General features: G+C 69.1%; 19 protein-coding genes. 10 read left to right on the top strand and 9 right to left on the bottom strand.

What is annotated here, in order from left to right:
- Positions 1-34: 34 nt before the first annotated feature.
- Positions 35-1192, bottom strand: coding sequence for an N-acetyltransferase family protein (locus tag ACO0LV_RS14870; RefSeq protein ID WP_424788700.1), 1158 nt, complete (start codon positions 1190-1192; stop codon positions 35-37).
- 172 nt (positions 1193-1364) lie between these two features.
- Between ACO0LV_RS14870 and ACO0LV_RS14865 the strand changes: the two genes are divergently transcribed.
- Positions 1365-2045 (top strand): hypothetical protein, encoded by a 681-nt coding sequence (locus ACO0LV_RS14865; RefSeq protein ID WP_424788699.1) that lies wholly within the window; start codon positions 1365-1367, stop codon positions 2043-2045.
- 45 nt (positions 2046-2090) lie between these two features.
- Here the strand turns inward: ACO0LV_RS14865 and ACO0LV_RS14860 are convergent, their stop codons facing one another.
- Both ACO0LV_RS14860 and ACO0LV_RS14855 read right to left on the bottom strand, forming a co-directional pair.
- Positions 2091-3953, bottom strand: a complete 1863-nt coding sequence (locus ACO0LV_RS14860; RefSeq protein ID WP_424788698.1) for a glycoside hydrolase family 2 protein — start codon at positions 3951-3953, stop codon at positions 2091-2093.
- Between the two features lie 117 nt (positions 3954-4070).
- Entirely contained in the window at positions 4071-5171 is a 1101-nt protein-coding gene (locus tag ACO0LV_RS14855) for a LacI family DNA-binding transcriptional regulator (protein WP_424788697.1), read from the bottom strand.
- Positions 5172-5302: 131 nt separating this feature from the next.
- On the opposite strand from ACO0LV_RS14855, the gene ACO0LV_RS14850 reads away from it, so the two are divergent.
- The 6 genes from ACO0LV_RS14850 to ACO0LV_RS14825 all read left to right on the top strand — a co-directional run bounded on the left by ACO0LV_RS14850 (position 5303) and on the right by ACO0LV_RS14825 (position 11185).
- Complete coding sequence (locus tag ACO0LV_RS14850; protein ID WP_424788696.1) at positions 5303-6685, top strand: extracellular solute-binding protein; 1383 nt, start codon at positions 5303-5305, stop codon at positions 6683-6685.
- 40 nt (positions 6686-6725) lie between these two features.
- The gene (locus ACO0LV_RS14845) at positions 6726-7643 is read left to right on the top strand and encodes a carbohydrate ABC transporter permease (RefSeq protein WP_424788695.1); all 918 of its coding nucleotides are present in this window, start codon (positions 6726-6728) and stop codon (positions 7641-7643) included.
- A gap of 1 nt (position 7644) precedes the next feature.
- Positions 7645-8562 (top strand): carbohydrate ABC transporter permease, encoded by a 918-nt coding sequence (locus ACO0LV_RS14840; protein WP_424788694.1) that lies wholly within the window; start codon positions 7645-7647, stop codon positions 8560-8562.
- A gap of 128 nt (positions 8563-8690) precedes the next feature.
- Positions 8691-9239, top strand: coding sequence for a type 1 glutamine amidotransferase domain-containing protein (locus ACO0LV_RS14835; RefSeq protein WP_424788693.1), 549 nt, complete (start codon positions 8691-8693; stop codon positions 9237-9239).
- A 221-nt stretch (positions 9240-9460) separates the two neighbouring features.
- Positions 9461-10465: an aldo/keto reductase family protein gene (locus tag ACO0LV_RS14830; RefSeq protein ID WP_424788692.1), complete on the top strand. Its 1005-nt coding sequence runs from the start codon at positions 9461-9463 to the stop codon at positions 10463-10465.
- A complete protein-coding gene (locus ACO0LV_RS14825) occupies positions 10466-11185 on the top strand; it encodes an HAD-IA family hydrolase (RefSeq protein ID WP_424788691.1) in 720 nt (239 codons plus the stop codon).
- Between the two features lie 94 nt (positions 11186-11279).
- Here the strand turns inward: ACO0LV_RS14825 and ACO0LV_RS14820 are convergent, their stop codons facing one another.
- The 5 genes from ACO0LV_RS14820 to ACO0LV_RS14800 all read right to left on the bottom strand — a co-directional run bounded on the left by ACO0LV_RS14820 (position 11280) and on the right by ACO0LV_RS14800 (position 15984).
- Entirely contained in the window at positions 11280-11741 is a 462-nt protein-coding gene (locus ACO0LV_RS14820) for an Hsp20/alpha crystallin family protein (RefSeq protein WP_424788690.1), read from the bottom strand.
- 124 nt (positions 11742-11865) lie between these two features.
- Complete coding sequence (locus ACO0LV_RS14815) at positions 11866-12858, bottom strand: DUF4349 domain-containing protein (RefSeq protein ID WP_424788689.1); 993 nt, start codon at positions 12856-12858, stop codon at positions 11866-11868.
- 111 nt (positions 12859-12969) lie between these two features.
- Positions 12970-14145, bottom strand: coding sequence for a Gfo/Idh/MocA family protein (locus tag ACO0LV_RS14810; protein WP_424788688.1), 1176 nt, complete (start codon positions 14143-14145; stop codon positions 12970-12972).
- Positions 14146-14170: 25 nt separating this feature from the next.
- On the bottom strand, positions 14171-15268 hold the full coding sequence (locus ACO0LV_RS14805; RefSeq protein WP_424788687.1) for a Gfo/Idh/MocA family protein: 1098 nt from the start codon (positions 15266-15268) through the stop codon (positions 14171-14173).
- The gene (locus ACO0LV_RS14800; protein ID WP_424788686.1) at positions 15253-15984 is read right to left on the bottom strand and encodes a ThuA domain-containing protein; all 732 of its coding nucleotides are present in this window, start codon (positions 15982-15984) and stop codon (positions 15253-15255) included. The genes ACO0LV_RS14805 and ACO0LV_RS14800 overlap by 16 nt, the downstream gene beginning before the upstream one ends.
- Before the next feature lie 165 nt (positions 15985-16149).
- Here ACO0LV_RS14800 and ACO0LV_RS14795 point away from each other — a divergent pair, with 165 nt between their 5' ends.
- Positions 16150-16950, top strand: coding sequence for an aminoglycoside N(3)-acetyltransferase (locus ACO0LV_RS14795; RefSeq protein WP_424788685.1), 801 nt, complete (start codon positions 16150-16152; stop codon positions 16948-16950).
- 56 nt (positions 16951-17006) lie between these two features.
- Here the strand turns inward: ACO0LV_RS14795 and ACO0LV_RS14790 are convergent, their stop codons facing one another.
- The gene (locus tag ACO0LV_RS14790) at positions 17007-17759 is read right to left on the bottom strand and encodes an alpha/beta fold hydrolase (protein WP_424788684.1); all 753 of its coding nucleotides are present in this window, start codon (positions 17757-17759) and stop codon (positions 17007-17009) included.
- A 231-nt stretch (positions 17760-17990) separates the two neighbouring features.
- On the opposite strand from ACO0LV_RS14790, the gene dnaK reads away from it, so the two are divergent.
- Together dnaK and ACO0LV_RS14780 are read left to right on the top strand one after the other, a co-directional pair.
- Positions 17991-19874 (top strand): molecular chaperone DnaK, encoded by a 1884-nt coding sequence (gene dnaK / locus ACO0LV_RS14785; RefSeq protein ID WP_424788683.1) that lies wholly within the window; start codon positions 17991-17993, stop codon positions 19872-19874.
- The gene (locus tag ACO0LV_RS14780) at positions 19871-20506 is read left to right on the top strand and encodes a nucleotide exchange factor GrpE (protein ID WP_424788682.1); all 636 of its coding nucleotides are present in this window, start codon (positions 19871-19873) and stop codon (positions 20504-20506) included. The genes dnaK and ACO0LV_RS14780 overlap by 4 nt, the downstream gene beginning before the upstream one ends.
- Positions 20507-20574: the final 68 nt, after the last annotated feature.

Genomic DNA, 20574 nt, shown 5'->3' with positions numbered 1-20574 from the left:
GAGCGTGCCCTGCCCCGCTCAAGCAGGCGCGAGCTCAGCTGATTCCCAGTTGCCACGCACCCCAGATCGAGGCGACGCGATAGCCGAGGGCGACGTTGATGGCGAGCATGTGCTCGTTCTCCTGGGCGTTCCAGGTGTGCACCCGGCGCACCAGCGGCGCTTCGCGGGCGAGCAGTTCCAGGTTCGCCGTCTTCAACAGCATGCCGAGCCGGTGTCCGCGGTGCGGCGTGAGCACCACGGTGTTCTCCTGGTAGGCGACCTGGGGCTTGCGCGCATCGAGATGGATCTCGGTGTAACCGGCCAACTCCCCGGTGCGCGCATGCATTGCCGAGGTGGTGATCGAGCGCATCCCGGAGGCGGCCAGCACCTGCTCGCCGTGCCGGATCCGATCGCCGTCCCACCTCTCCTCCTGGTAGTCCAACTCACCGGTTGGTGCGTCCGTGCTCATCGCCCGCAGCAGGACCGCCATTCCCGCCAGCCAGCGCTGCGGCACCGCGTCGGTCCAGGAGAGGAGTTCGTAGTCCTCCCCCGCGCGGGCTGCGGCGGCCCTGCCCAGCCCGGCGAGCAGGCCGTCGGGCAAGGGCAGATGCTGCACGGAGTGCCGGTCGACCTGCGCCAGGGTGAAGCCGCGTGCCCGGGCGAATCGCACCCCGGGTTCCCGGGCGTCCACCCGGCCGCTCCCGGTCGGCGCCACGAGCGCATCGGGGGAGTCGGCTTCGGGTTCGGTGCGCTGGCAGGTCTCGGCGGTGACCACGGCGCGCCCGGACCCCCGGATGCCGCGCAGCGCCCGGGCCCACAGTGCCGAGCCGATGCCGCGGCGCCGGTGGGTCGTACGCACGATCACCGAGACGCGGGCCAGGTGGGTGTTGTCCGTCGCCGGGAAATCGAGCCAGGCGGCTCCGAGCACCGCGGCCGGATCCTGCCCGTGGTCGGGCTCCAGGGCTAGCAGCACCTCCTTGCGGGTGTCGCGCTGGTTGGCCAGGCGGACCGCCATCTGCTCGACATCCTCGGCGAGGTCGTCGTTGCCCAGTGCCTCCACGAGATAGTCCCGGTCCAGTTCGGCGATGCCGCGGATCTGCCACGACGGCTCGGCCCGGGCCCACGTCCCACCGGCGCCTGTTTCGACGCCGGTGTGCGCCCCCTCGACGTCGCCGGCGGGCAGCCGTGCGTGGGTGATCACGAAACTGGGCATGCACCGCAGCATCCTCCGGTGCCGTGGCGCGTGCCAAGCGAATTCGTGGAACCGGGTCCTGCGGCCGGGCCTTGCTATTCTGCCGCACGAGCACGGGATGATCGAAGCGGGACCGGCGTCCAGGGCGGTGCGGCCGCTGCCGCCCGGTCTGAGAGCGAAGGGGGTGGGGACGGTGGAGGTTGCTCCAATCCTGTTCGTCATCGTGGTCGCGGTCGGTGCCGTGATCGTCACCCAGATCCTGAACCGTAAGCGCCAGGAGAGAATCCGGGCCTACGCCCAGCACCGTGGCTGGACGTATCAGCCACACTCGAGGGAGATGGTGACCCGCTGGACCAGCCCTCCGTTCGGCGCCGGCCGCGCGCGGCAGGCGAACGAGGTGCTCACCGGGACGTTCCACGGTGAGCAGGCGGTCTCCTTCAGTTACCGGTACACCACCGGCAGCGGCAGGAACAAGACGACCCATCACTTCCACGTGGTGGCCCTGCACCTCCCGGCAGCCCTGCCCTGGCTCCGGCTCAACCCGGAGGGCTTCGGCTCGGCGATCAGCAAGTTCTTCGGCGGGCAGGACATCCGGTTCGAGTCCAAGGCGTTCAACGACACCTGGCGGGTCCAGGGTCCGGAGGGGCAGTTCCCGTTCGACTTCATCCACCCGCGGATGATGGACCGCCTCCTGCAGCCCGACGCGGTCGGTCACAACATCACCGTGGAGGGCCAGGACATCCTGTTGTACGTCCGCGGCCGCCAGGAGGTGGAACGGATCGACTTCTACCTCAACCTGCTCCTGGGCATCATCCAGTTGATCCCCCGGCACCTGTGGCTGCGCGTGGGCCACGATCCGCTGGCCCGGCGTTAGGGGTTCTCCCGCACGGCTGTCATCGCCCACGCGCCGGCGAGGGACCTACGTGCCGGGGGCGTCGTCGTCGGCCCGTTCGGCAGCGGCCACCCGCTGCTGGACCTGACGCACCCGGTCCACGTCGAGTTTGACGCCGCGGTCGAACCGGTAGATGCCGTTCTGCTCCTGGAACACGTCGGTGAGTTGGGTGTAGCAGTACCCGAACATGTTCGGGTCATCCAGCAGCACATCGGTGAGGCCGGCGAACCGGACGTGGAACTCCTCCTCATCGGCGACCCGCTGTCCGTACCCCCAGGACTCGGTGCGGTCGGTGCCGTCGGCCTCGGCCGCTTCGTCGGGGTTCCACCAGATGCCGCCGTACTCGCTGACGAAGTAGGGCTGGCCGGCGTAGGGCAGGGAGATGGTCTGTCCGTCATGGGTGTTGACGAACGGATCGCCGGTTGCCAGGCCGGCCTGCTGTTCGGCGAACGCCGCCGGATCCTGCTCGTAGGAGTGGGAGTCGTAGACGTCGGTCTCGGCCACCCGGTGGGAGTAGCCGGAAGCGTCGATGACCGGGCGGGTCGGATCGGTTGCCTTGGTGGCCAGGAACATCCCGCGAGTGACGTCATCGAGCACGGTGATCTCGTCGTGCAGCACCTGCCAGGTCTCGTTCAGCGGGCACCACCCGATGATCGCCGGGTGGTTGTAGTCGCGCTTGAGCACCTCGGTCCACTGGGTGATGTAGGAGGCGTCGGGGCGCTGATGGTCGCTGCGGTGACCCTGGGCGGAGCAGCCCCAGTCGGCGAACTCGCCCCAGAGCAGGTAGCCGCGCCGGTCGGCGTGGTACAGGAACCGCTCCTCGAAGACCTTCTGGTGCAGGCGGGCCCCGTTGAAGCCGGCCGCCAGGGACAACTCGATGTCCTCGACCAGGGCGGCATCGCTGGGTGCGGTCATCAGCCCGTCGGGGTAGTAGCCCTGGTCCAGTACGAGCCGCTGGAAGACGACCTCACCATTGAGCCGAACCTGGTTGCCGTCGATGCTGACCGAACGCAGGCCCGCGTAGGAGTCGATGGCATCGAGCACCGTGCCGGCTTCGTCCAGTAGTTCCAGGCGCACGTCGTAACAGAAGCCCTCCCCCACCTGCCACAACCGGACGCGGTCGGGCGGGATGGGCAGGTGCAGGGCGGGGGCCAGGTCCAGGTCGGCGCGTACCTGAGTGGCGACGACCTCGCCGTCGGCGTCGGAGACGACGGCGCGCACGGTCATTCCGCGCCGGTTGGCGCTGAGCGGTGCCACGACGCGGAAGGCCGATGCGGCCACATCCGGGGTGATCCGCGGACGGCGCAGGTGCACCTGGGGGACCGGCTCGAGCCAGACGGTCTGCCAGATCCCGGTGGTGCGGGTGTAGTGGCACTCGGAGTTGGCGTACTTGGTGGCCTGCTTGCCGCGCGCCTGGGGGATATGGCGCCGGTCCCGGGCGCGCACCACGATGGTGGCCTCCTGCCCGGGCTCGGCGACCCCGTGCAGGTCGGCGGTGAAGGAGGAGAACCCGCCGCGGTGGCGGGCTACCTGGGTGCCGTTCACCCAGACGGTGGCGTCGTGGTCCACCGCCCCGAAGTGCAGCAACACCCGCTGCCCGCTCCAGCCCGCCGGGATGGTCACGGTGCGCCGGTACCAGACGGCTTCCATGAAGTCGGTGTTGGCGACGCCGGAGAGTTCGGATTCCGGCGCGAACGGGACGGTGATCGCGCCGGAGAGTTCGGCATCGACGAGCCCGCGCTCCAGGCCGGAATCGCCGGGATCGACCTCGAACTGCCAGGTGCCGTTCAGGTTCAGCCAGTCCGAGCGCACCATCTGCGGGCGGGGGTACTCGGGGCGGGGGACGGCGGACGTGTGGTCGTGGGTCTGGTCGGGCGTGTGCTCGGGCATCGCATGCACCTTTCGGTACGACTTCAGTACAACGACTGCAGTACAACGTTGTAGGGCTGCACGGAAAGCATACTCGTGCCCACGGGAACGCGCAGCCATGGCCGCCGGGGTGCGCGGTCAGCGTGCCGGCGCGGTGCTGTCCCGGACGTGGATCTGATGCGGCAGCACGTGGACTTTGCCGGGACCGGCACTGCCCTCGATGCGGTCGAGCAGGAGGTCCACGGCGAGTTCGGACAGTGCCTGGAGATCGGGAGTGACGCTGGTCAGGCTCGGGTTGGCGAACCGGCCCTCCTCCGACCCGTCCCAACCCAGCACGGCCACATCCTCGGGCACGCGCAGCCCGGCCTCGCGCAGTGCTGCCATCACACCGATCGCCAGTTGGTCGTTGGCGCAGAAGATCGCGTCCAGGTGGTCGGTCCCGGACTTCGCCAAGAACGTCGAGATGCCGTCGTAGCCGGTGGCGCGTGAGTAGACCGTCGTCGGGAGGATCGTGGGCGTCATGGCGTTCCCGATCGCCTCCAGGTAGCCATCGCGCCGCAGGCTGCCCGCGCCGCTGGCGCTGCCCCGCCGCTGGTCATGGGGTGGATCCGGATCGGGGTGGGGGTCAGCGCCCAGGAACACGATCGCTCGCCGACCGGTATCCAGGAGGTGCTGGGTCGCCTCCCGCGCCGCAGCGACGTTGTCGATCAGGACGCGGTCCAGGGCCAGGTCCCTGGTCAGTTCGGCCAGGCCGTGTTCGCCGAGGACCACAGTGGGCAGCGTGGTGCCCGAACGGCGGATCTCCTCGGGGTCCAGTGACTGGGGGGAGTAGATCAGGCCGTCCAACAGGTGCACCCCGAAGCCGTCGGCAGCGTGGCGTTCCTGTTCGACCTCGGCGAGGGTCTCCTCGATCAGGACGGTGTAATCACGCTTCCCGGCGGCTTCGATCACGGCGTGGGCGAGGTCGGAGAAGTAGGGCAGGCGCAGGTCCGCCACGGCCAGCCCGAGGATCCGGCTGCGTCCCTGGCGCAGGTACCGCCCGGAGAGCGTGGGGCGGTAGCCCAGTTCGGCGATCGCGGCCTCCACCCGCGCCCGGGTCTGCGGACGCACTGGTGCGCTTTCGTTGACCACGTTGGAGACCGTCTTCCATGAGACGTTCGCCAGTGCCGCCACATCCTTGATCCCGGGACGGGAGCGGGAGCGCCCCTGCCCGGGCGTGGCGGAATCGGCACGAGACATCACCACAGTGTGCCGCACCCGGCCGTGGGTGCACCGGGCGCCCCGGGGTCTTGACACGGCGGGGGAACCGCGCCACCCTACTTGCAACGTTGTAGTGACCCGTGATGATGCGGGCCTCAAGGAGGTCGTCGATGACCAGATCCATGCCGCACAACGGCGCACCGTTGCCACCGCGCCCGTCCGCGGCGGGTCGCGGACTCACGGGACTCTCGCGGCGCGGGGTCCTCCAGGGTGCGCTCGGTTTCGGTGCCCTGGCCGCCGCGGGAACCTTGGCCGGCTGCTCGGGGAATGTGCGCACCGCCACGGCCGGAGGCCCGCTGGTGCGGGTGTGGGACCTGCTCGGCGGCTCCGACGGGGAACTGATGGACCACATCCTCGATGACGTGCGCGGCGAGGTCACCGACGCGGTGATCGACCGCACCACGCTTGCCTGGGGACCTCCCTACTACACCAAACTCGCCATGGCTGCCGCCGGAGGCCGGGCGCCGGAAGCGGCCATCGTGCACTTGTCCCGGCTCATCGGCTACGCCCCCGGCGGGCTGCTGGAACCGTTCGACCTGGACATGCTCGCCGAGGTGGGCATCACCGAAGCCGACTTCCCGCCGGCCCTGTGGGAGCGGGCCCTGTACGAGGGGGAGTTGTACGCCCTGCCCCTGGACACCCACCCGGTGATCCTGTTCTACGACCCGGCGGTTGCCGAGCAGGCCGGACTGATCGGCGACGACGGGCTGCTGACCGAGATCACCAGCCCCGAGGAGTTCCTCGACGCCGGCCGCGCACTCGCCGAGGTCACCGGGGACACCGGCATCGCCTATGGCTACCTCAACGATGGGGCGCAAGCCTGGCGGCTGTTCTGGGGACTGTACGGGCAGAAGGGCGCCGAGTACGACCTCACGCCCGGGCGCCCGGCCGAACTGGATGTCGACGCAGCCACGGAGATCCTGGAGTTCATGCAGTCGATGTTGGACGGCACCGTGACCGCCCCGAACAGCGACTACGGAAGCGCGATCGCCAACTTCAACACCGGGCGGGCCGGCGCCATCATCTCCGGCGACTGGGAGTTGAACAGCCTGCGCGGTGCGGTTCCCGATGTCTCCGCGGTGCCGCTGCCCATCATCTACGACCAGCCTGCGGCCTTCGGCGACTCCCACGCGTACGTGCTGCCGCGCCAGATCAGCCCGGACCCTGAGCGTCGGCGGGCTACGTATGAGGTCCTGGCCGCGATCCTGCGCGAGGGCAAGGCCTGGGCCGGCGCCGGGCACATCCCCACGCTCACCGAGGTGGTGGAGTCCCAGGAGTACCAGGAGATGACCCCGCAGGCCAACTACGCCGAGGCCGGCGAGTGGATTTTCCTGGACCCCCCGGTCTGGTTCACCGGATCGGGTTCGGACTTCCAGAACCGAATGTGTCAGGAGATGCAACGCGCGCTGCTCGGCCTGATCTCGGCGGAGGAGGGCGTGCAGAGCATGCTCGATGAGATGAACGTCCTGCTGTCCTCACCGGCACCGGCCTGACCCGGAGGGATCGATGGTTTCCACAACGACTTCAGCCCCGATGTCCGTCCCCCGCGACGTACGCCGGGCCCGACGTGAGGCCGAGCGCCGCGCCCAACGCCTGCACTCGGGGGGAAGCGGTTACTGGTTCCTGGCCCCCTTTGCCCTGGCGTTCCTCCTCTTCCTGGTCTGGCCGATCATCTACGGCATGTGGATGAGTCTGACCGACCGATCCCTGATCGGCCTGGAACCCTCGGTGATCGGCTTGTCCAACTACGCCGAGGCGTTCTCCGATCCGCAGGTCTGGCAGACGCTGTGGCAGACCGTCTTCTTCACGATCATCACCACGATTCCGCTGGTGATCGTGGCACTGGTGATGGCTTTGCTGGTGTACACCGGGCTGCCAGGGCAGTGGTTGTGGCGGTTCGCGTTCTTCGCCTCCTTCCTGTTGCCGGTCGTCGTGGTCACCGATGTGTGGTCATGGTTGTTCAACCCCGAGCTGGGTCTGCTCAACACCTGGCTGACCGCCGTCGGACTCGACCCGGTGGGTTGGCTCACCGACGAACGCGTGGCCATGTGGTCCATCGCGCTGGTGACCGTGTGGTGGACGGTGGGTTTCAACTTCCTGCTCTACCTCTCGGCGTTGCAGGCCATCCCCGAGCATCATTACGAGGCCGCGGCGATCGACGGGGCGGGGGCCTGGCGGCGGCTGTGGTCGATCACGCTGCCGCAGGTACGTCGGATCACCGGGGTGGTGCTGGTGTTGCAGATCCTGGCCTCGCTCAAGGTGTTCGACCAGATCTACCTCCTCACCGGTGGTGGCCCCGCCGGCTCGACCCGTTCGGTGCTGGTCTACATCTATGACACCGGCTTCGTGAACTACCGGCTGGGCTACTCGGCAGCGATCTCCTTCATCTTCTTCGCCCTGATCGTCGCGGTGTCACTGACCCGGTTGCTCGCAGCCCGAAGGGAGCCCTGAGATGGCGACGCAGTCCCTCGTCCTACCCGAGGTGGCCCGCCGGCGGGCGATCGTGCGCCGCGCGGAGAGCCGGCGCGCGACCAACCTGCTGCTCGGCTCCAGCACCGGCGGCAGAGTCCTCTCCGTGGCGGCGCTCATCCTGATGACCGTGATCTGGCTGCTGCCGTTCGCCTGGGCCGTGATCACCTCGTTCAAGTCCGAAGTCGACGCGGCCAACCCCGGGGAGCTCGTGCCCGAGGGCGGGTGGACCCTCGGCGCCTACATCGGCGTCATCACGCGCGGCGCCCTTCCCCTGTGGATGTTCAACTCCTTGCTGGTGGCCGTGCTGGTCACCGCTATCACCCTGATCATCTCGGCAATGGCGGCCTATGCCTTCTCCCAGTTGGTGTTCCGAGGCCGTGGCTGGATGTTCGCGGTCACGATCGCCTCGATCATGGTGCCCGCCCAGATCCTGATCGTGCCGCTGTTCCAGCAGATGCTGGTCTTCCGCATGGTGGACACCTTCGCCGGAATCATCCTTCCCCAGGTCGTGGCACCGATCATGGTGTTCATCCTGAAGAAGTTCTTCGACGGCATTCCGCGCGAACTCATCGACGCCGCCCGTGTGGACGGCGCCGGCACCTGGCGCACCTTCTGGACCGTAGTACTGCCGTTGTCCCGCGCGATCCTCGGGGCGGTGGGGATCTTCGTGTTCATCAGTGCGTGGAACAACTTCCTCTGGCCCTTCATCGTCACCACGGACTCGGCGCTGATGACCATCCCGGTGGGCCTGGCCACGGTGACCGAGACCTACGGCCTGCAGTACGCCCGCACCATGGCCGCGGCGCTGCTGGCGGCCCTGCCGCTGCTGGTGGTGTTCATGTTGTTCCAGCGCCAGATCGTGCGCGGGGTGGCCACCACCGGCATGGGCGGTCAGTAGGACCGCTTCGGCGTTAGGCAACGCCCGGAAGCCGGTTCGGGCGGCCGTACCCCGCCCGGCGGGCACATCACGGCCGCCCCGGTTAGCGTGGTGAGCGGACCTGATGACAGCGACGAAGGGAGAGCATGATGGCTGACCTGAGTGGAAAGAAGATCGCGTTCCTGCTCACGGACAACTTCGAGGACAGCGAGTTGACCAGCCCCTGGCAGGCGGTCACCGACGCCGGCGCCCAGGCGGTGCTCGTGTCGCCCGAGCGGGAGCGCGTCGAGGGCAAGAAGGGCCACACCCAGGACGTGGACATGCACGTGAGCCAGGCCAAGGCCGCCGACTTCGACGGCCTGGTGCTGCCCGGCGGCACCTCCAACGCCGATCACCTCCGGATGGACACCGACGCGGTCGACTTCACCCGGGACTTCTTCAACCAGCACAAGCCGGTCGGCGTGATCTGCCACGGCCCCTGGATCCTGGCCGATGCCGACGTGCTGAAGGGCCGCACGATCACCTCCTTCCCCAGCCTCAAGACCGACCTGCGCAACGCCGGGGCGACCTGGGTGGATGAGGAGGTCGTGGTGGACCAGGGACTGGTGTCCAGCCGTACCCCCGATGATCTGCCCGCCTTCAACGACAAGGTCGTGGAGGAGATCGGCGAGGGTAGGCACGCCGGCCAGACCGCCTGACCCCGCGGGCTCGGCCCACCGCACGTTACTGCGCCGGATCGCATGTGCCGACCCGCGCAATCGAGGGCCCGGACCCCCGAGGGTCCGGGCCCTCGCGGCTTCTTCGCGCGCACTCCTCGCGCACCTCTGCCCACCCCCTGCCCCGCTCCCGGGGCGGCGGTGGAACGATAGGGAGGGCGCCACCCGTAGCACGCTCACCGGAAGCCCTCTAGGCTGGCGGTATGGAATTCCGGTACCTCGGCAACAGTGGTCTCAAAGTCTCCGAGATCACCTACGGCAACTGGCTCACCCACGGCTCCCAGGTGGAGAACGAGGTCGCCACGCGATGTGTCCAGGCGGCCCTGGATGAGGGCATCAGCACCTTCGACACCGCCGACACCTACGCCAACACGGTGGCCGAGGAGGTGCTCGGGAAGGCCCTGAAGGGTGAGCGGCGCGAGTCGCTGGAGATCTTCACCAAGGTCTACTTCCCCACCGGTCCGATGGGCCACAACGACACCGGGCTGTCCCGCAAGCACATCCGGGAGTCCATCGACGCCTCCCTCAAGCGCCTGGGCACCGACTACGTGGACCTGTACCAGGCGCACCGGTTCGATTACGAGACACCCCTGGAAGAGACCATGCAGGCCTTCGCCGACGTGGTCCGGGCCGGCAAGGCCCTGTACATCGGGGTGAGCGAGTGGACCGCCGACCAGCTCAAGGAGGGGCACGCGATCGCTGATGCCCTCGGCGTGCAACTGATCTCCAACCAACCGCAGTACTCGATGCTGTGGCGGGTCATCGAGAGCGAGGTGGTCCCGGCCTCGGAGAAGGTGGGCATCTCCCAGGTGGTGTTCTCCCCGATCGCCCAGGGTGTGCTGACCGGCAAGTACAGCCCCGGCAAGGACTTCCCGGAGGGCTCGCGCGCCACCGACACCAAGGGCGGGGCGGACATGATCGCCAAGTTCCTCAACAACAAGACCCTGAAGGCGGTCGCCAAACTCAAGCCGATCGCCGATGAACTGGACCTGACCATGGCCCAACTCGCGGTGGCCTGGGTGCTGCAGAACCCCAACGTGGCCTCGGCGATCATCGGAGCCTCCCGGCCGGAGCAGGTGCGCGACAACGTCGGCGCGGCCGGGGTGAAACTGGACAAGTCGGTGCTGAAGAGGATCGACAAGGCCCTCGGCAAAGTCGTGGAGACCGACGCCTCGCTGACCCAGTCCCCGCCCGCCCGCCTGTCCTGAGTGCACGGCCGCACCCCGGAGGCCGGAGGCGTCGGCCTGCCGACGCCGGGCCGCGCGTTCGCCGACCGCACCTTCGACGCCGTGCTGTTCGACATGGACGGCACCCTGATCGACTCGGCTGCCTCGGCGCAGCGTTGCTGGCGCCGGTGGGCCCGTGAGTTCGGCCTGCCCGACGCCGAGACGTTCGAGGTGCAGCATGGGATCCCGGCCTCCCAGGTGGTCCCGACTCTGCTGCCCGCCGCGCAGGTGCAGGCCGGCGTCGCCCGGATCCTGGAACTGGAGATCGCCGATGCGACCGGAATCCCCGTGCTGCCCGGCGCCGAGTTCGCACTGGGCTCACTGGGCCCGGATCAGGCAGCGATCGTCACCTCCTGCACCCATGCGCAAGCGTGGGCGCGTATCAACGGTTCCGGGCTGGAACCACCCGAGGTGGTGATCACGGCCGACGACGTCGAGCGCGGCAAGCCGTATCCGGATCCGTTCCGCCTGGGTGCTCGGGCGCTCGGGGTGGATCCGCGGCGGTGCCTGGTGATCGAGGACGCCCCGGCCGGGGTCACCGCGGGCCTGGCCGCCGGGTGTGCGGTGCTGGGGGTGGGCGGCAGCCACGGTTTGTCCCTGCTCGGGCAAGCCCACGCCGGGGCGAGCGGACTGGACCGGGTGAGTTTCGCCGTCGGCCCGGCCGGGATCACCGTCGGCGACCGCACCCCGCAGGGTTGGTGAGCCAGGGCGCACAGCACACCGGCCGGGCGCGACCCGTGTGGACCGGCCCGGCCGGTTGGGGCGTCAAGAGCCCCGCGGCGCAGGTGAGGCAGACCTACTCTGCCTGCTCGCCCTCAACCTGCACCGGCGCGACCGTGTTGATGGAGATCTGCCGCGGCGTGGAGCCGGCGTAGGCACCGGCCACCCGTACGGTGAGGATCCCGGCGTCGTAGTCGGCGCTGATCTGGTCGGCACCGACAGAACTCGGCAGCCGGAAGGTGCGCTCGAAAGAGCCGTAGCGGATCTCGCGCACGGTGGCGTTCTCGGCCGATTCCTTCGTCCCGTGGCGCTCACCGCGGATCACGAGGCGTCCGTCGGTCACCTCCACGGTCACGTCGGAGTCGACCTTCACGCCGGGCAGTTCCAGCCGCACCAGGGCGTCCTCGCCATCGCGCACTACCTCGGCGGCCGGGGTGTACCCGGTTGTCGCCAAGGCGTGGGCGCCGAAGGCGTTGCGCACCAGGGCGTCGAACTCGGTGGCGGGGTTGCGCCGGGACCACAGGGAAAGGGTGCTCATCGTTGTTCCTCCAGAAGACTGATGGTTCACGTACGAAGACGTGCTATCTGAGTCAACTTGAGCGTGGTCGACTCAATTCCGCGATTCGCTGACAGCGAACCCCACCCCCCCGGCGCAGTACCGGCTAGTCCCCGGAGGCCTCCGACGCCCGGTCCGGGGCGGCCGGAGCCTCAACCGAGGCCTCGGCCCCCGGGGTGAGCCCCGTCGTCGTCCCGGCCGCCCGGGACCGGCGCCGGCGGCGCACCACCAAGACGATGACCAGCAGCGGTACCCCGACGATGGCCAGCCACGGCGCCAGCACGCCGGCGAGGACCAGCAGCGCCGAGACGAAGGAGATCATGGCGTGCCATCCGGTCTGAAGACCACCGGTGAAACCGTCGGACTCGATCACCGGCGCCCGCTCTGCGGTGAGGTCCACGTGCACGGTGGACATGGCGACCTGGTCGGACAGGTACGCCCGCTGTGAGCGCAGCGACTCCAGTTCGCCCTGCCGCCGGCTCAGGGCCTCCTCGGCCGCGATCAGGTCCGCGCTGTCCTCGGCCTCGGCCATGATGTCCAGCAACCGGTCGGTCGATGTCTCCAGGGCCTCGATCCGGGCGTCGAGGTCCTGGGCGACCTGGGTGACGTCGTCGGAACTCTGGCTGACCTGGCGGATCTCGCCCACCTCGTCCAGGTCGTCGAGGAAGTCATCCAGATCGGCGGCGGGAATGCGCACCGTCAACCACCCGCTGGCCGGGTAGTCGTCGTCACCGTCGTTGTCCGCCGCGTGAAGCGAACGCTGGTCCACCCGGCCGCCGGCGGTCTCGGCCAGGCGTACCACCTCGTTGGCGCTCGCGGCGGGGTCGGACACCACGATGCTCACCTCGGCGGTGGTGATGACCTCCCGGACGGAGATGTCACCGGAGGGCTGGCCGGGGACGTGCCCGTCCTCGGCGGCGTCGGCGTAGCCCCCGGCGTCGTCGTAGCCGGCGTCGGCGTCCATCGCGGGCTCGGCGTACTCACGGGTCATCTCCACCGAGTCCGGTGCGCCCCCCGAGTCCGAACCGGTGCTGCCGCACCCCGCGAGGCCCAGCACCGCGATCACGGTGGCGGCGGCGATCACTCCCGCGTGTCTCATCGGTCATCCCCTTGCTTGTGGTCGGTGTGTGATGACTGCTCTGTGTCACCATCGCGACCGCTGTTGCGGCGGTAGGGGACCGTTACCGATTTGTGAACAAGGCCCTGCGCCTCACGTGCCGACCTCGGTCCAGCGGGCGTGGTCCGCGGCGCTGGCCAGCACCGCCTCCAGCAGGTGCTGCACCCCGGCGCCCTCGGCGAAGGAGGGTTGGGGGTCGGTTCCGGTGGCGATCGCCTCCAGGAAGTCCCGGGCCTGGTGGATGAACGCGTGCTCATAGCCCAGCCCGTGCCCGGGCGGCCACCAGGCCCCCACATAGGGGTGGGTCGGTTCGGTCACCGGAATCGTGGTGAACCCGGCCAGATCCCCTTGGGAGGCGTCGTAGTACTCCAGGGCGTTCATGTTCTCGAAGTTGAACGCCAGGGTGCCGTCCGAGCCGTTGAGCTCCAGCATGATCCGGTTCTTGCGCCCGGTGGCGAACCGGGTGGCCTCGAAGGTGCCGAGTGCCCCGCCGTCGGTGCGGGCCAGCAGCACCGCGGCGTCGTCGACGGTCACCTCTCCCATCGGTGCGTCCGCCTGCGCCGTCGCGGCGCCCAGGGCGCCGCCCCCGTGCGCGAGCGGCCGACGACGAACGAAGGTCTCGGTCTGCGCGGCAACCCCGGTGATGCGCTGGCCGGAGACGAACTGGGCCAGGTCCAGGATGTGCGCGCCGATGTCACCGAGCGCACCGGAGCCGGCCCGCTCCTGTTGCAGACGCCACACGAGCGGGAAGTCGGGGTCCACGATCCAGTCCTGCAGGTATTGTCCGCGGATGTGGCGGATGGTGCCGATCGCGCCGTCGGCGACCATCCTGCGCATCAGCGCCACTGCGGGCACCCGCCGGTAGGTGAACCCGACCATCGAGCGCACCCCGTTGCCTGCCGCCGAGCGGGCGGCGGTGGTCATCCGGGTGGCCTCGGCCAGGGTGTTGGCCAGCGGTTTCTCGCACAGCACGTGTTTGCCCGCCTCGAGGGCAGCCAGGGCGATCTCGGCGTGGGTGTCGCCGGGGGTGCAGATGTCCACCAGGTCCACATCGTCACGGCGCACCACCTCGCGCCAGTCGGTGGCCGACTCCTGCCATCCCAGGGTGGCGGCCGCCTCCGCGGCCCGCGCCGGGTCCCGGCCCACCAGCACCGCCATCTGCGGATGCACGTCGAGATCGAAGAAGCGGTGCACTGCCCGCCAGGCCTGGGAGTGGGCGGCACCCATGAAGGCGTGTCCGATCATTGCCACCCGCACCGTCGCGGTCATCGCCGGTTTCCTTTCGTCGGGGTCTTCAGTTCAGGGCTGGGTCATCGCTGAGCGGGACCGGTGCCGGGCGCTCGCAGGTGCTGTGCACGGTCAGCACCGCCTGCTGCTGGGCTGCTTCGGCGATCCGGTCCATCACCTCGTGGACGTGGAAGCCGAGTTCGGCGCTCTGCCGGTGCGGCCCGCCGTCCTCGATCGCCCGGGCCATGTCGGAGAGGCCGTAACCGCGCCCGGCGCCCCGGTAACCGGCCAGTGGGGCCACCGGGGTGAACTCCGAGCGGAACCGGCCCAGCCGTACGTCGCCGTCGAAGTGGTTCGGGTCGGGCACCGCGATGGTGCCCTCGGCTCCGTAGACCTCGATCCGGGGCACCTCGGTGGCGACCACGTCGAAACTGACCACCAGGGTGGAGATGGCGCCACCGGCGTGCTGCAACAGCGCCGAGGTGAAGGTGTCCACGTTCACCGGAAGTACCTCACCGGCGCGCGGAGCGTCGTCGGGAACGACCCGCTCGGTCCGGGCGCGGCCGGCCATCGCCGAGACGGCGCGCACCGGGCCGAGCATGGTGACCAGGGCGGTCAGGTAGTACACGCCCATGTCCAGCAGCGGGCCACCGCCCGCGGCGTAGTAGTAGGCGGGGTTGGGATGCCAGAACTCGTGGCCGGGGGCCAGCATGAACGCGGTGGCCCCGACCGGTACCCCGATCCTGCCTTCATCGACCAGAGCCCGGGCGGTCTGGACGCCGGTGCCCAGCACGGTGTCCGGAGCGCTGCCGAGGCGCAGGCCGGTCTCGGTGGTGGCGCTCAGGAGTTCCTCGGCTTCGGTGGGTGTGGTGGCGAACGGCTTCTCCAGGTAGACGTGCTTACCGGCCTCGAAGGCGGCCAGCGCGAGCGGGGCGTGTGCGGTCGGTGTGGTCAGGTTCAGCACCACATCGACGGTGTCGGCCTGCAGCAGGTCGGTCACCTGCAGCGCGGGCACTCCTTCGGCCTCGGCCACCGCGCGGGCGGCGGGCTCGTGGACGTCGCTGACGGCGGTCAGGTTCAGGTTGCCCAGCCGGCGCAGGTTGTCCAGGTACTGGCGGGAGATGTTGCCGCAGCCGATGATCCCGACGTTCAGCGGCTGGCCCACAACAGCCCTCTGCGCACGATGGTGCCCACGTTGTCGTCCCGCAGGATGTCCACGCGGTGACCGGGTGTGCACACGAAGATGCGCCCGGCGCCCCACAGTCTGGTCCACACCGCGGGTGAGGTGACCTCCCGGTGCCAGGGGTCCCAGGGGCGCACCTTCTGGGTGGTGGTGGCCAGCACGTCGTTGTAGTCATCGGCCAGGACCCAGTACTGCTCGGTGACCAGGTCGAAGTCGGAGATGCCGGCGGTGATGGGGTGGTTTCGCCCGGCGCCGGTGATCTCGATGGTGTGCGGGACGTAGTTGTCGTCCATGTGGCCGCGGCGTTCCTCCGGGGCCTTGCCCGGGTGGGTGGCGAACTGCCCGCCCACCAGGTGCAGGTAGTCGGAGTTGTTCCGGTAGGAGTCGGCGATGCCGCCGTGCCAGCCCCCGAACCCGGTGCCGGCCTCGATCGCGGTGCGCAGGCCGGTGAACTGCTCATCGGTGATGGTGTTCATCGTGTTGCACTGCACGATCAGGTCGATGCCGGCCATCAGGTCGGCGTCGGCATAAGGCTCGGGCGACTCGTGGACCTGCACCTCGAAGCCGTGCTCGCGCAGGAACGGGAGGAATTCCTCGGTGGCCTCGATGGGCTGGTGGCCGTCCCAACCGCCGCGGACCACCAGGGCGTGGCGGGCGCGGCTGCTGTCGAAGTCAGGCAGGGTTCGGGGGTCAGTCATGGGGTCGCTCTTCACCGTCGGAAGCAGGGCACGAGAGTGATCCTAGCGGATTTGTTCTGGACGACAACGAAATCTGCCGACGGTGCGCCGACGCGAGCGATCTCGGCCCGCCCACCACGTCGATTTCCCTGGGCGCCCACTGCCCGATCCGGCAGGATGAGGCCGGTGAACGACGTCAGGAACCTGATCGACCCGAATGGTCGGCCGGTGACCAGAACAGACCTGGCCGCGGATCTGCGCGGCCTGGGACTTCGTCCCGGTGATGTCGTGCTGGTACACAGCAGTCTGCGCTCGATCGGCTGGGTGGCCGGTGGCGCGGTCGCCGTGCTGCAGGCGCTGCAGGACGTGCTCACCGATGCCGGCACGCTGGTGGCGCCCACGCACACCTCCGGTCTGACCGACCCCGCAGGCTGGGCCGCACCCGCGGTCCCGGAGCATTGGTGGCCGGTGATCCGCGGCGAGATGCCGGCATTCGACCCGCGCCGCACGCCCAGTGAGCACATGGGCCTCATCGCCGAGACGCTACGAACCTGGCCCGGGGTGCACCGGAGCAGCCACCCGCACGTCTCCTTCGCCGCGTGGGGCGCGCAGGCCGAGAAGGTGACCGCGGGGCATCAGCTGGCCTGGTCACTCGGCGAGAACTCACCGCTGGCGCGGGTCTACGAACTGGGTGGCCGGACGCTGCTGCTGGGCACCACCAACTGCACCAGTCTTCATCTGGCCGAGGCCCGGGCCGGCACCTCGCCGGTGCTTCGCCAGGGCGCGCCGGTCAACCGCGACGGCAGGCGCGAGTGGGTCACCTTCGAGGACTGGGACTACGACGACGAGGCGTTCGAGGCCATCCTGGCCGACTTCTGCCGCGCCTACGACGTTCAGCCCGGCAGCGTGGGGTCGGCACGGGCCCTGTTGATCGACCAGGTGTCGCTGGTCGACTTCGCCGAGGAGGCACTGCGCCGCCTTGCGTGAACCCACGGTCGGGCGTCGGGTGCACCGACGCGCGGTCGCCCCGCGGTACCCGACGATCACGCGCCCAGGTGGTCGGCGAGGAACGCGTCGACGGCCTCGTGGTAACGGTCGGGCTGGTCCCGTCGGACACAGTGACCGGACTCGGGGATCACGACCGTGCGGACCGAGTCGTTGCGCACCGGACGCGGAGCCATCGGCGCCTCCGGCGGGAGGATGAGCAAGGTGGGGACGGTCAGCGCCTCGAAACGCTCCTCCCACAGCGCGTCACCCAGGAACAGCCCACGAGCGATGTACCGGCGATCCACGAGCGGCTTGCAGGCGGCCCAGGCTTCCACCTCGGCCCGCGTCCAGGGGGTCTCGCGCAGCATCCGTTCGATCTGGGTCCCCGGATCGACCATGCTGTCCAGCAGCGCCTCGTTCGCTGCCACGAACTGCGGATCGGGACGTGAGCCGCTCGGCTTGGCCGGGTCCTCCAGGACGAGGGCGGCGATGTTCCGGGGCCGCGCCAGCGCGGCGCGCAGTGCGAGGAACCCCCCGAGCGAGTGCCCGATGAGTGCCACCGGTTCACCGATGTGCTCGAGCACCGCCAGCACGTCGTCGAGCATGACGTCCGGGGCGGCGTCGAGCTGATCCTCGGCAAACCGAGGGGAGCGGCCGTGGCCGCGTAGGTCCGGAGCGTGGATGTCCCACCGCTCCCGCCAGTGTAAGACCAGGTCCGGCCACGCGGTGCCGGCGTCGGTGACTCCATGCAGGAGCACCACGGGCCTGGCCCCGCTGCGGCCGTATCGGTGAGTGTGTAGTGGCTGCACAGGGCAAGGCTAGGGCCATGGTGGCTCGGTACCGCGAAACCTGGGAATAGACCACCCTCGCGCATAGTTGAGCCTAATAGACTCAAGTTCTTCGATCTGGGTTTGACAACGGAATCCGGGCAGGTGAATCTTGAGTGCGCACGACTCAACCGTGAACCTTCCGAGGCTCACCAGCGCCACGAACGTCCCCGAATCAATCGCCGGCCCACAGGCCGGGAAGGAGCAATCACCATGGCACGAGCGGTCGGTATCGACCTGGGCACCACGAACTCGGTGGTGTCGGTTCTCGAGGGTGGCGAACCCACCGTCATCGCCAACGCAGAGGGCGCCCGGACCACCCCCTCGGTGGTCGCGTTCTCCAAGACCGGTGAGGTGCTGGTCGGCGAGATCGCCAAGCGCCAAGCCGTCACCAACGTCGACCGCACGGTCACCTCGGTCAAGCGCAGCATGGGCACCGACTGGTCGATCGACATCGACGACAAGACCTACACCGCGCAGGAGATCTCCGCGCGGGTGCTGGGCAAGTTGAAGAAGGACGCCGAGTCCTACCTGGGTGAGCCGGTCACCGACGCGGTCATCACCGTGCCCGCCTACTTCAACGACGCCGAGCGGCAGGCCACCAAGGACGCCGGACAGGTCGCAGGCCTGAACGTGCTGCGGATCGTCAACGAGCCCACCGCCGCCGCCCTGGCCTACGGGCTGGAGAAGGGCAAGGAGGACGAGCTCATCCTCGTCTTCGACCTCGGTGGCGGAACCTTCGACGTCTCCCTGCTGGAAGTCGGCAAGGACGAGGACGACTTCTCCACCATCCAGGTGCGCGCCACCAACGGCGACAACCGACTCGGCGGTGACGACTGGGACCAGCGGATCGTCGACTGGTTGGTGAACCAGGTCAAGAGTTCCTCCGGGGTGGACCTGTCCAAGGACAAGATCGCCCTGCAGCGTCTGCGTGAGGCCGCCGAACAGGCCAAGAAGGAACTGTCCAGCGCCACCTCGACGAACATCTCGCTGCAGTACCTGTCGATGAGCGAGAACGGCCCGATCCACCTGGACGAGCGCCTGACCCGCGCGCAGTTCGAGGACATGACCTCCGACCTGCTCGACCGGACCAAGACCCCCTTCCACAACGTCATCAAGGATGCCGGGATCGACCTCTCCGAGATCGACCACGTGGTGCTCGTGGGTGGTTCCACCCGGATGCCGGCCGTGACCGAGGTGGTCAAGCAACTCACCGGTGGCCGCGAGCCCAACAAGGGCGTGAACCCCGATGAGGTCGTGGCTGTGGGCGCCGCCCTGCAGGCCGGCGTCATCAAGGGGGACCGCACCGACGTGCTGCTGATCGACGTCACCCCACTGTCCCTGGGCATCGAGACCAAGGGCGGGGTGATGACCAAGTTGATCGAGCGCAACACCGCGATCCCGACCAAGCGCAGCGAGGTGTTCTCCACCGCCGAGGACAACCAGCCCTCGGTGGCGATCCAAGTGTTCCAGGGTGAGCGTGAGTTCACCAGCGACAACAAGCCGCTGGGCACCTTCGAACTCACCGGAATCGCCCCGGCTCCCCGGGGTATGCCGCAGATCGAGGTCACCTTCGACATCGACGCCAACGGCATCGTGCACGTCTCGGCCAAGGACCGGGGTACCGGCACCGAGCAGTCGATGACCATCACCGGTGGCTCGGCGCTGCCGGAGGAGGAGATCGACCGGATGGTCAAGGAGGCCGAGGCCCACGCGGCCGAGGACGCCAAGCGCCGTGAGGAGGCCGACACCCGCAACAGTGCCGAGCAACTGGCCTACTCCACCGAGCGGCTGCTCACCGACAACGCCGAGGAACTCCCCGAGGACGTTTCCAGCGAGGTCAAGGGCAAGGTCGACGAACTGAAGAAGGCCCTGGAGGGCGAGGACATCGAGGCGATCAAGACCGCCCAGACCGAACTGTCCACCGCCAGCCAGAAGATCGGTGAGGCCCTCTACGCCCAGCAGCAGTCGGAGTCGGGTGCGGCCGGTGAGGCCGGTGGCGACACGGGCCCCACGGAGGGCCAGGGTCCGGGCGCAGCCGAGGATGAGGACATCGTCGACGCCGAGATCGTGGACGAGGACGAGGAATCCAAGTGAGCGAGTCCGAGTTCGAGGGTAAGCCGGTGATTCGCGATAAGCGGCGCATCGACCCCGAGACCGGTCAGCGCCGCGAGGAGATGCCGGAAGCCGCCGAGCCGGGCGCCGTCTCCCCCGACGGCGCCCCGGCCGGGGGCGCCCCGGAGGCGTCCGACGTCGAGTCCCCAGCCGAGCCCGACCCGGTGGCCGAAGCCAAGGCGGAGGCGGCGGATCTGTTCGACCAACTGCAACGCGCCAAGGCGGACCTGTACAACCTGGACCAGCGGTTCAACAACTACGTGCGCCGTTCCCGCGCGGAGGTGGAGGCCGCGCAGAGTTTGGGCGTGGCAGACGTGGTCGAGACCTTGATCCCGGTGCTGGACGACATCGCCGCGGCACGTGAGCACGAGGAACTGTCCGGCCCGTTCGGTGCGATCGCCGAGAAGCTGGAGTCCAGTCTCGCCGGGAAGTACGGCGTGGAACGCTTCGGCGCCGTCGGTGAGCCGTTCGACCCGGAGGTGCACGAGGCCCTGATGCACGAGCACAGCGAGGAAGCGACCGAGAATACGATCGCGACCGTGTTGCAGCCCGGGTATCGCGTGGGCGATCGGGTGGTCCGACCGGCCCGGGTGGCGGTGTCCGGGCCGCAGTGAACTCGACCGCTCGCACGAGACCAAACGGCGCATGAGATTGCGCGCGACAATGAACCAGGGAGGTGAGG

The sequence above is a fragment of the Pseudactinotalea sp. Z1739 genome, assembly GCF_049725055.1.
Taxonomy (GTDB): domain Bacteria; phylum Actinomycetota; class Actinomycetes; order Actinomycetales; family Beutenbergiaceae; genus CALKWS01.
The sequence above is the reverse complement of the archived record's forward strand: the minus strand, read 5'-3'. Positions and strand labels throughout refer to the sequence as shown.

Coding starts and splice junctions, on each gene's coding strand:
- ACO0LV_RS14855 (WP_424788697.1), bottom strand. CDS start 5,171: ATGTCTCGTGCCGATTCCGCCACGCCCGGGCAGGGGCGCTCCCGCTCC.
- ACO0LV_RS14870 (WP_424788700.1), bottom strand. CDS start 1,192: ATGCCCAGTTTCGTGATCACCCACGCACGGCTGCCCGCCGGCGACGTC.
- ACO0LV_RS14860 (WP_424788698.1), bottom strand. CDS start 3,953: ATGCCCGAGCACACGCCCGACCAGACCCACGACCACACGTCCGCCGTC.
- ACO0LV_RS14800 (WP_424788686.1), bottom strand. CDS start 15,984: ATGACTGACCCCCGAACCCTGCCTGACTTCGACAGCAGCCGCGCCCGC.
- ACO0LV_RS14810 (WP_424788688.1), bottom strand. CDS start 14,145: ATGACCGCGACGGTGCGGGTGGCAATGATCGGACACGCCTTCATGGGT.
- dnaK (WP_424788683.1), top strand. CDS start 17,991: ATGGCACGAGCGGTCGGTATCGACCTGGGCACCACGAACTCGGTGGTG.
- ACO0LV_RS14830 (WP_424788692.1), top strand. CDS start 9,461: ATGGAATTCCGGTACCTCGGCAACAGTGGTCTCAAAGTCTCCGAGATC.
- ACO0LV_RS14820 (WP_424788690.1), bottom strand. CDS start 11,741: ATGAGCACCCTTTCCCTGTGGTCCCGGCGCAACCCCGCCACCGAGTTC.
- ACO0LV_RS14840 (WP_424788694.1), top strand. CDS start 7,645: ATGGCGACGCAGTCCCTCGTCCTACCCGAGGTGGCCCGCCGGCGGGCG.
- ACO0LV_RS14815 (WP_424788689.1), bottom strand. CDS start 12,858: ATGAGACACGCGGGAGTGATCGCCGCCGCCACCGTGATCGCGGTGCTG.
- ACO0LV_RS14845 (WP_424788695.1), top strand. CDS start 6,726: ATGTCCGTCCCCCGCGACGTACGCCGGGCCCGACGTGAGGCCGAGCGC.
- ACO0LV_RS14850 (WP_424788696.1), top strand. CDS start 5,303: ATGACCAGATCCATGCCGCACAACGGCGCACCGTTGCCACCGCGCCCG.
- ACO0LV_RS14835 (WP_424788693.1), top strand. CDS start 8,691: ATGGCTGACCTGAGTGGAAAGAAGATCGCGTTCCTGCTCACGGACAAC.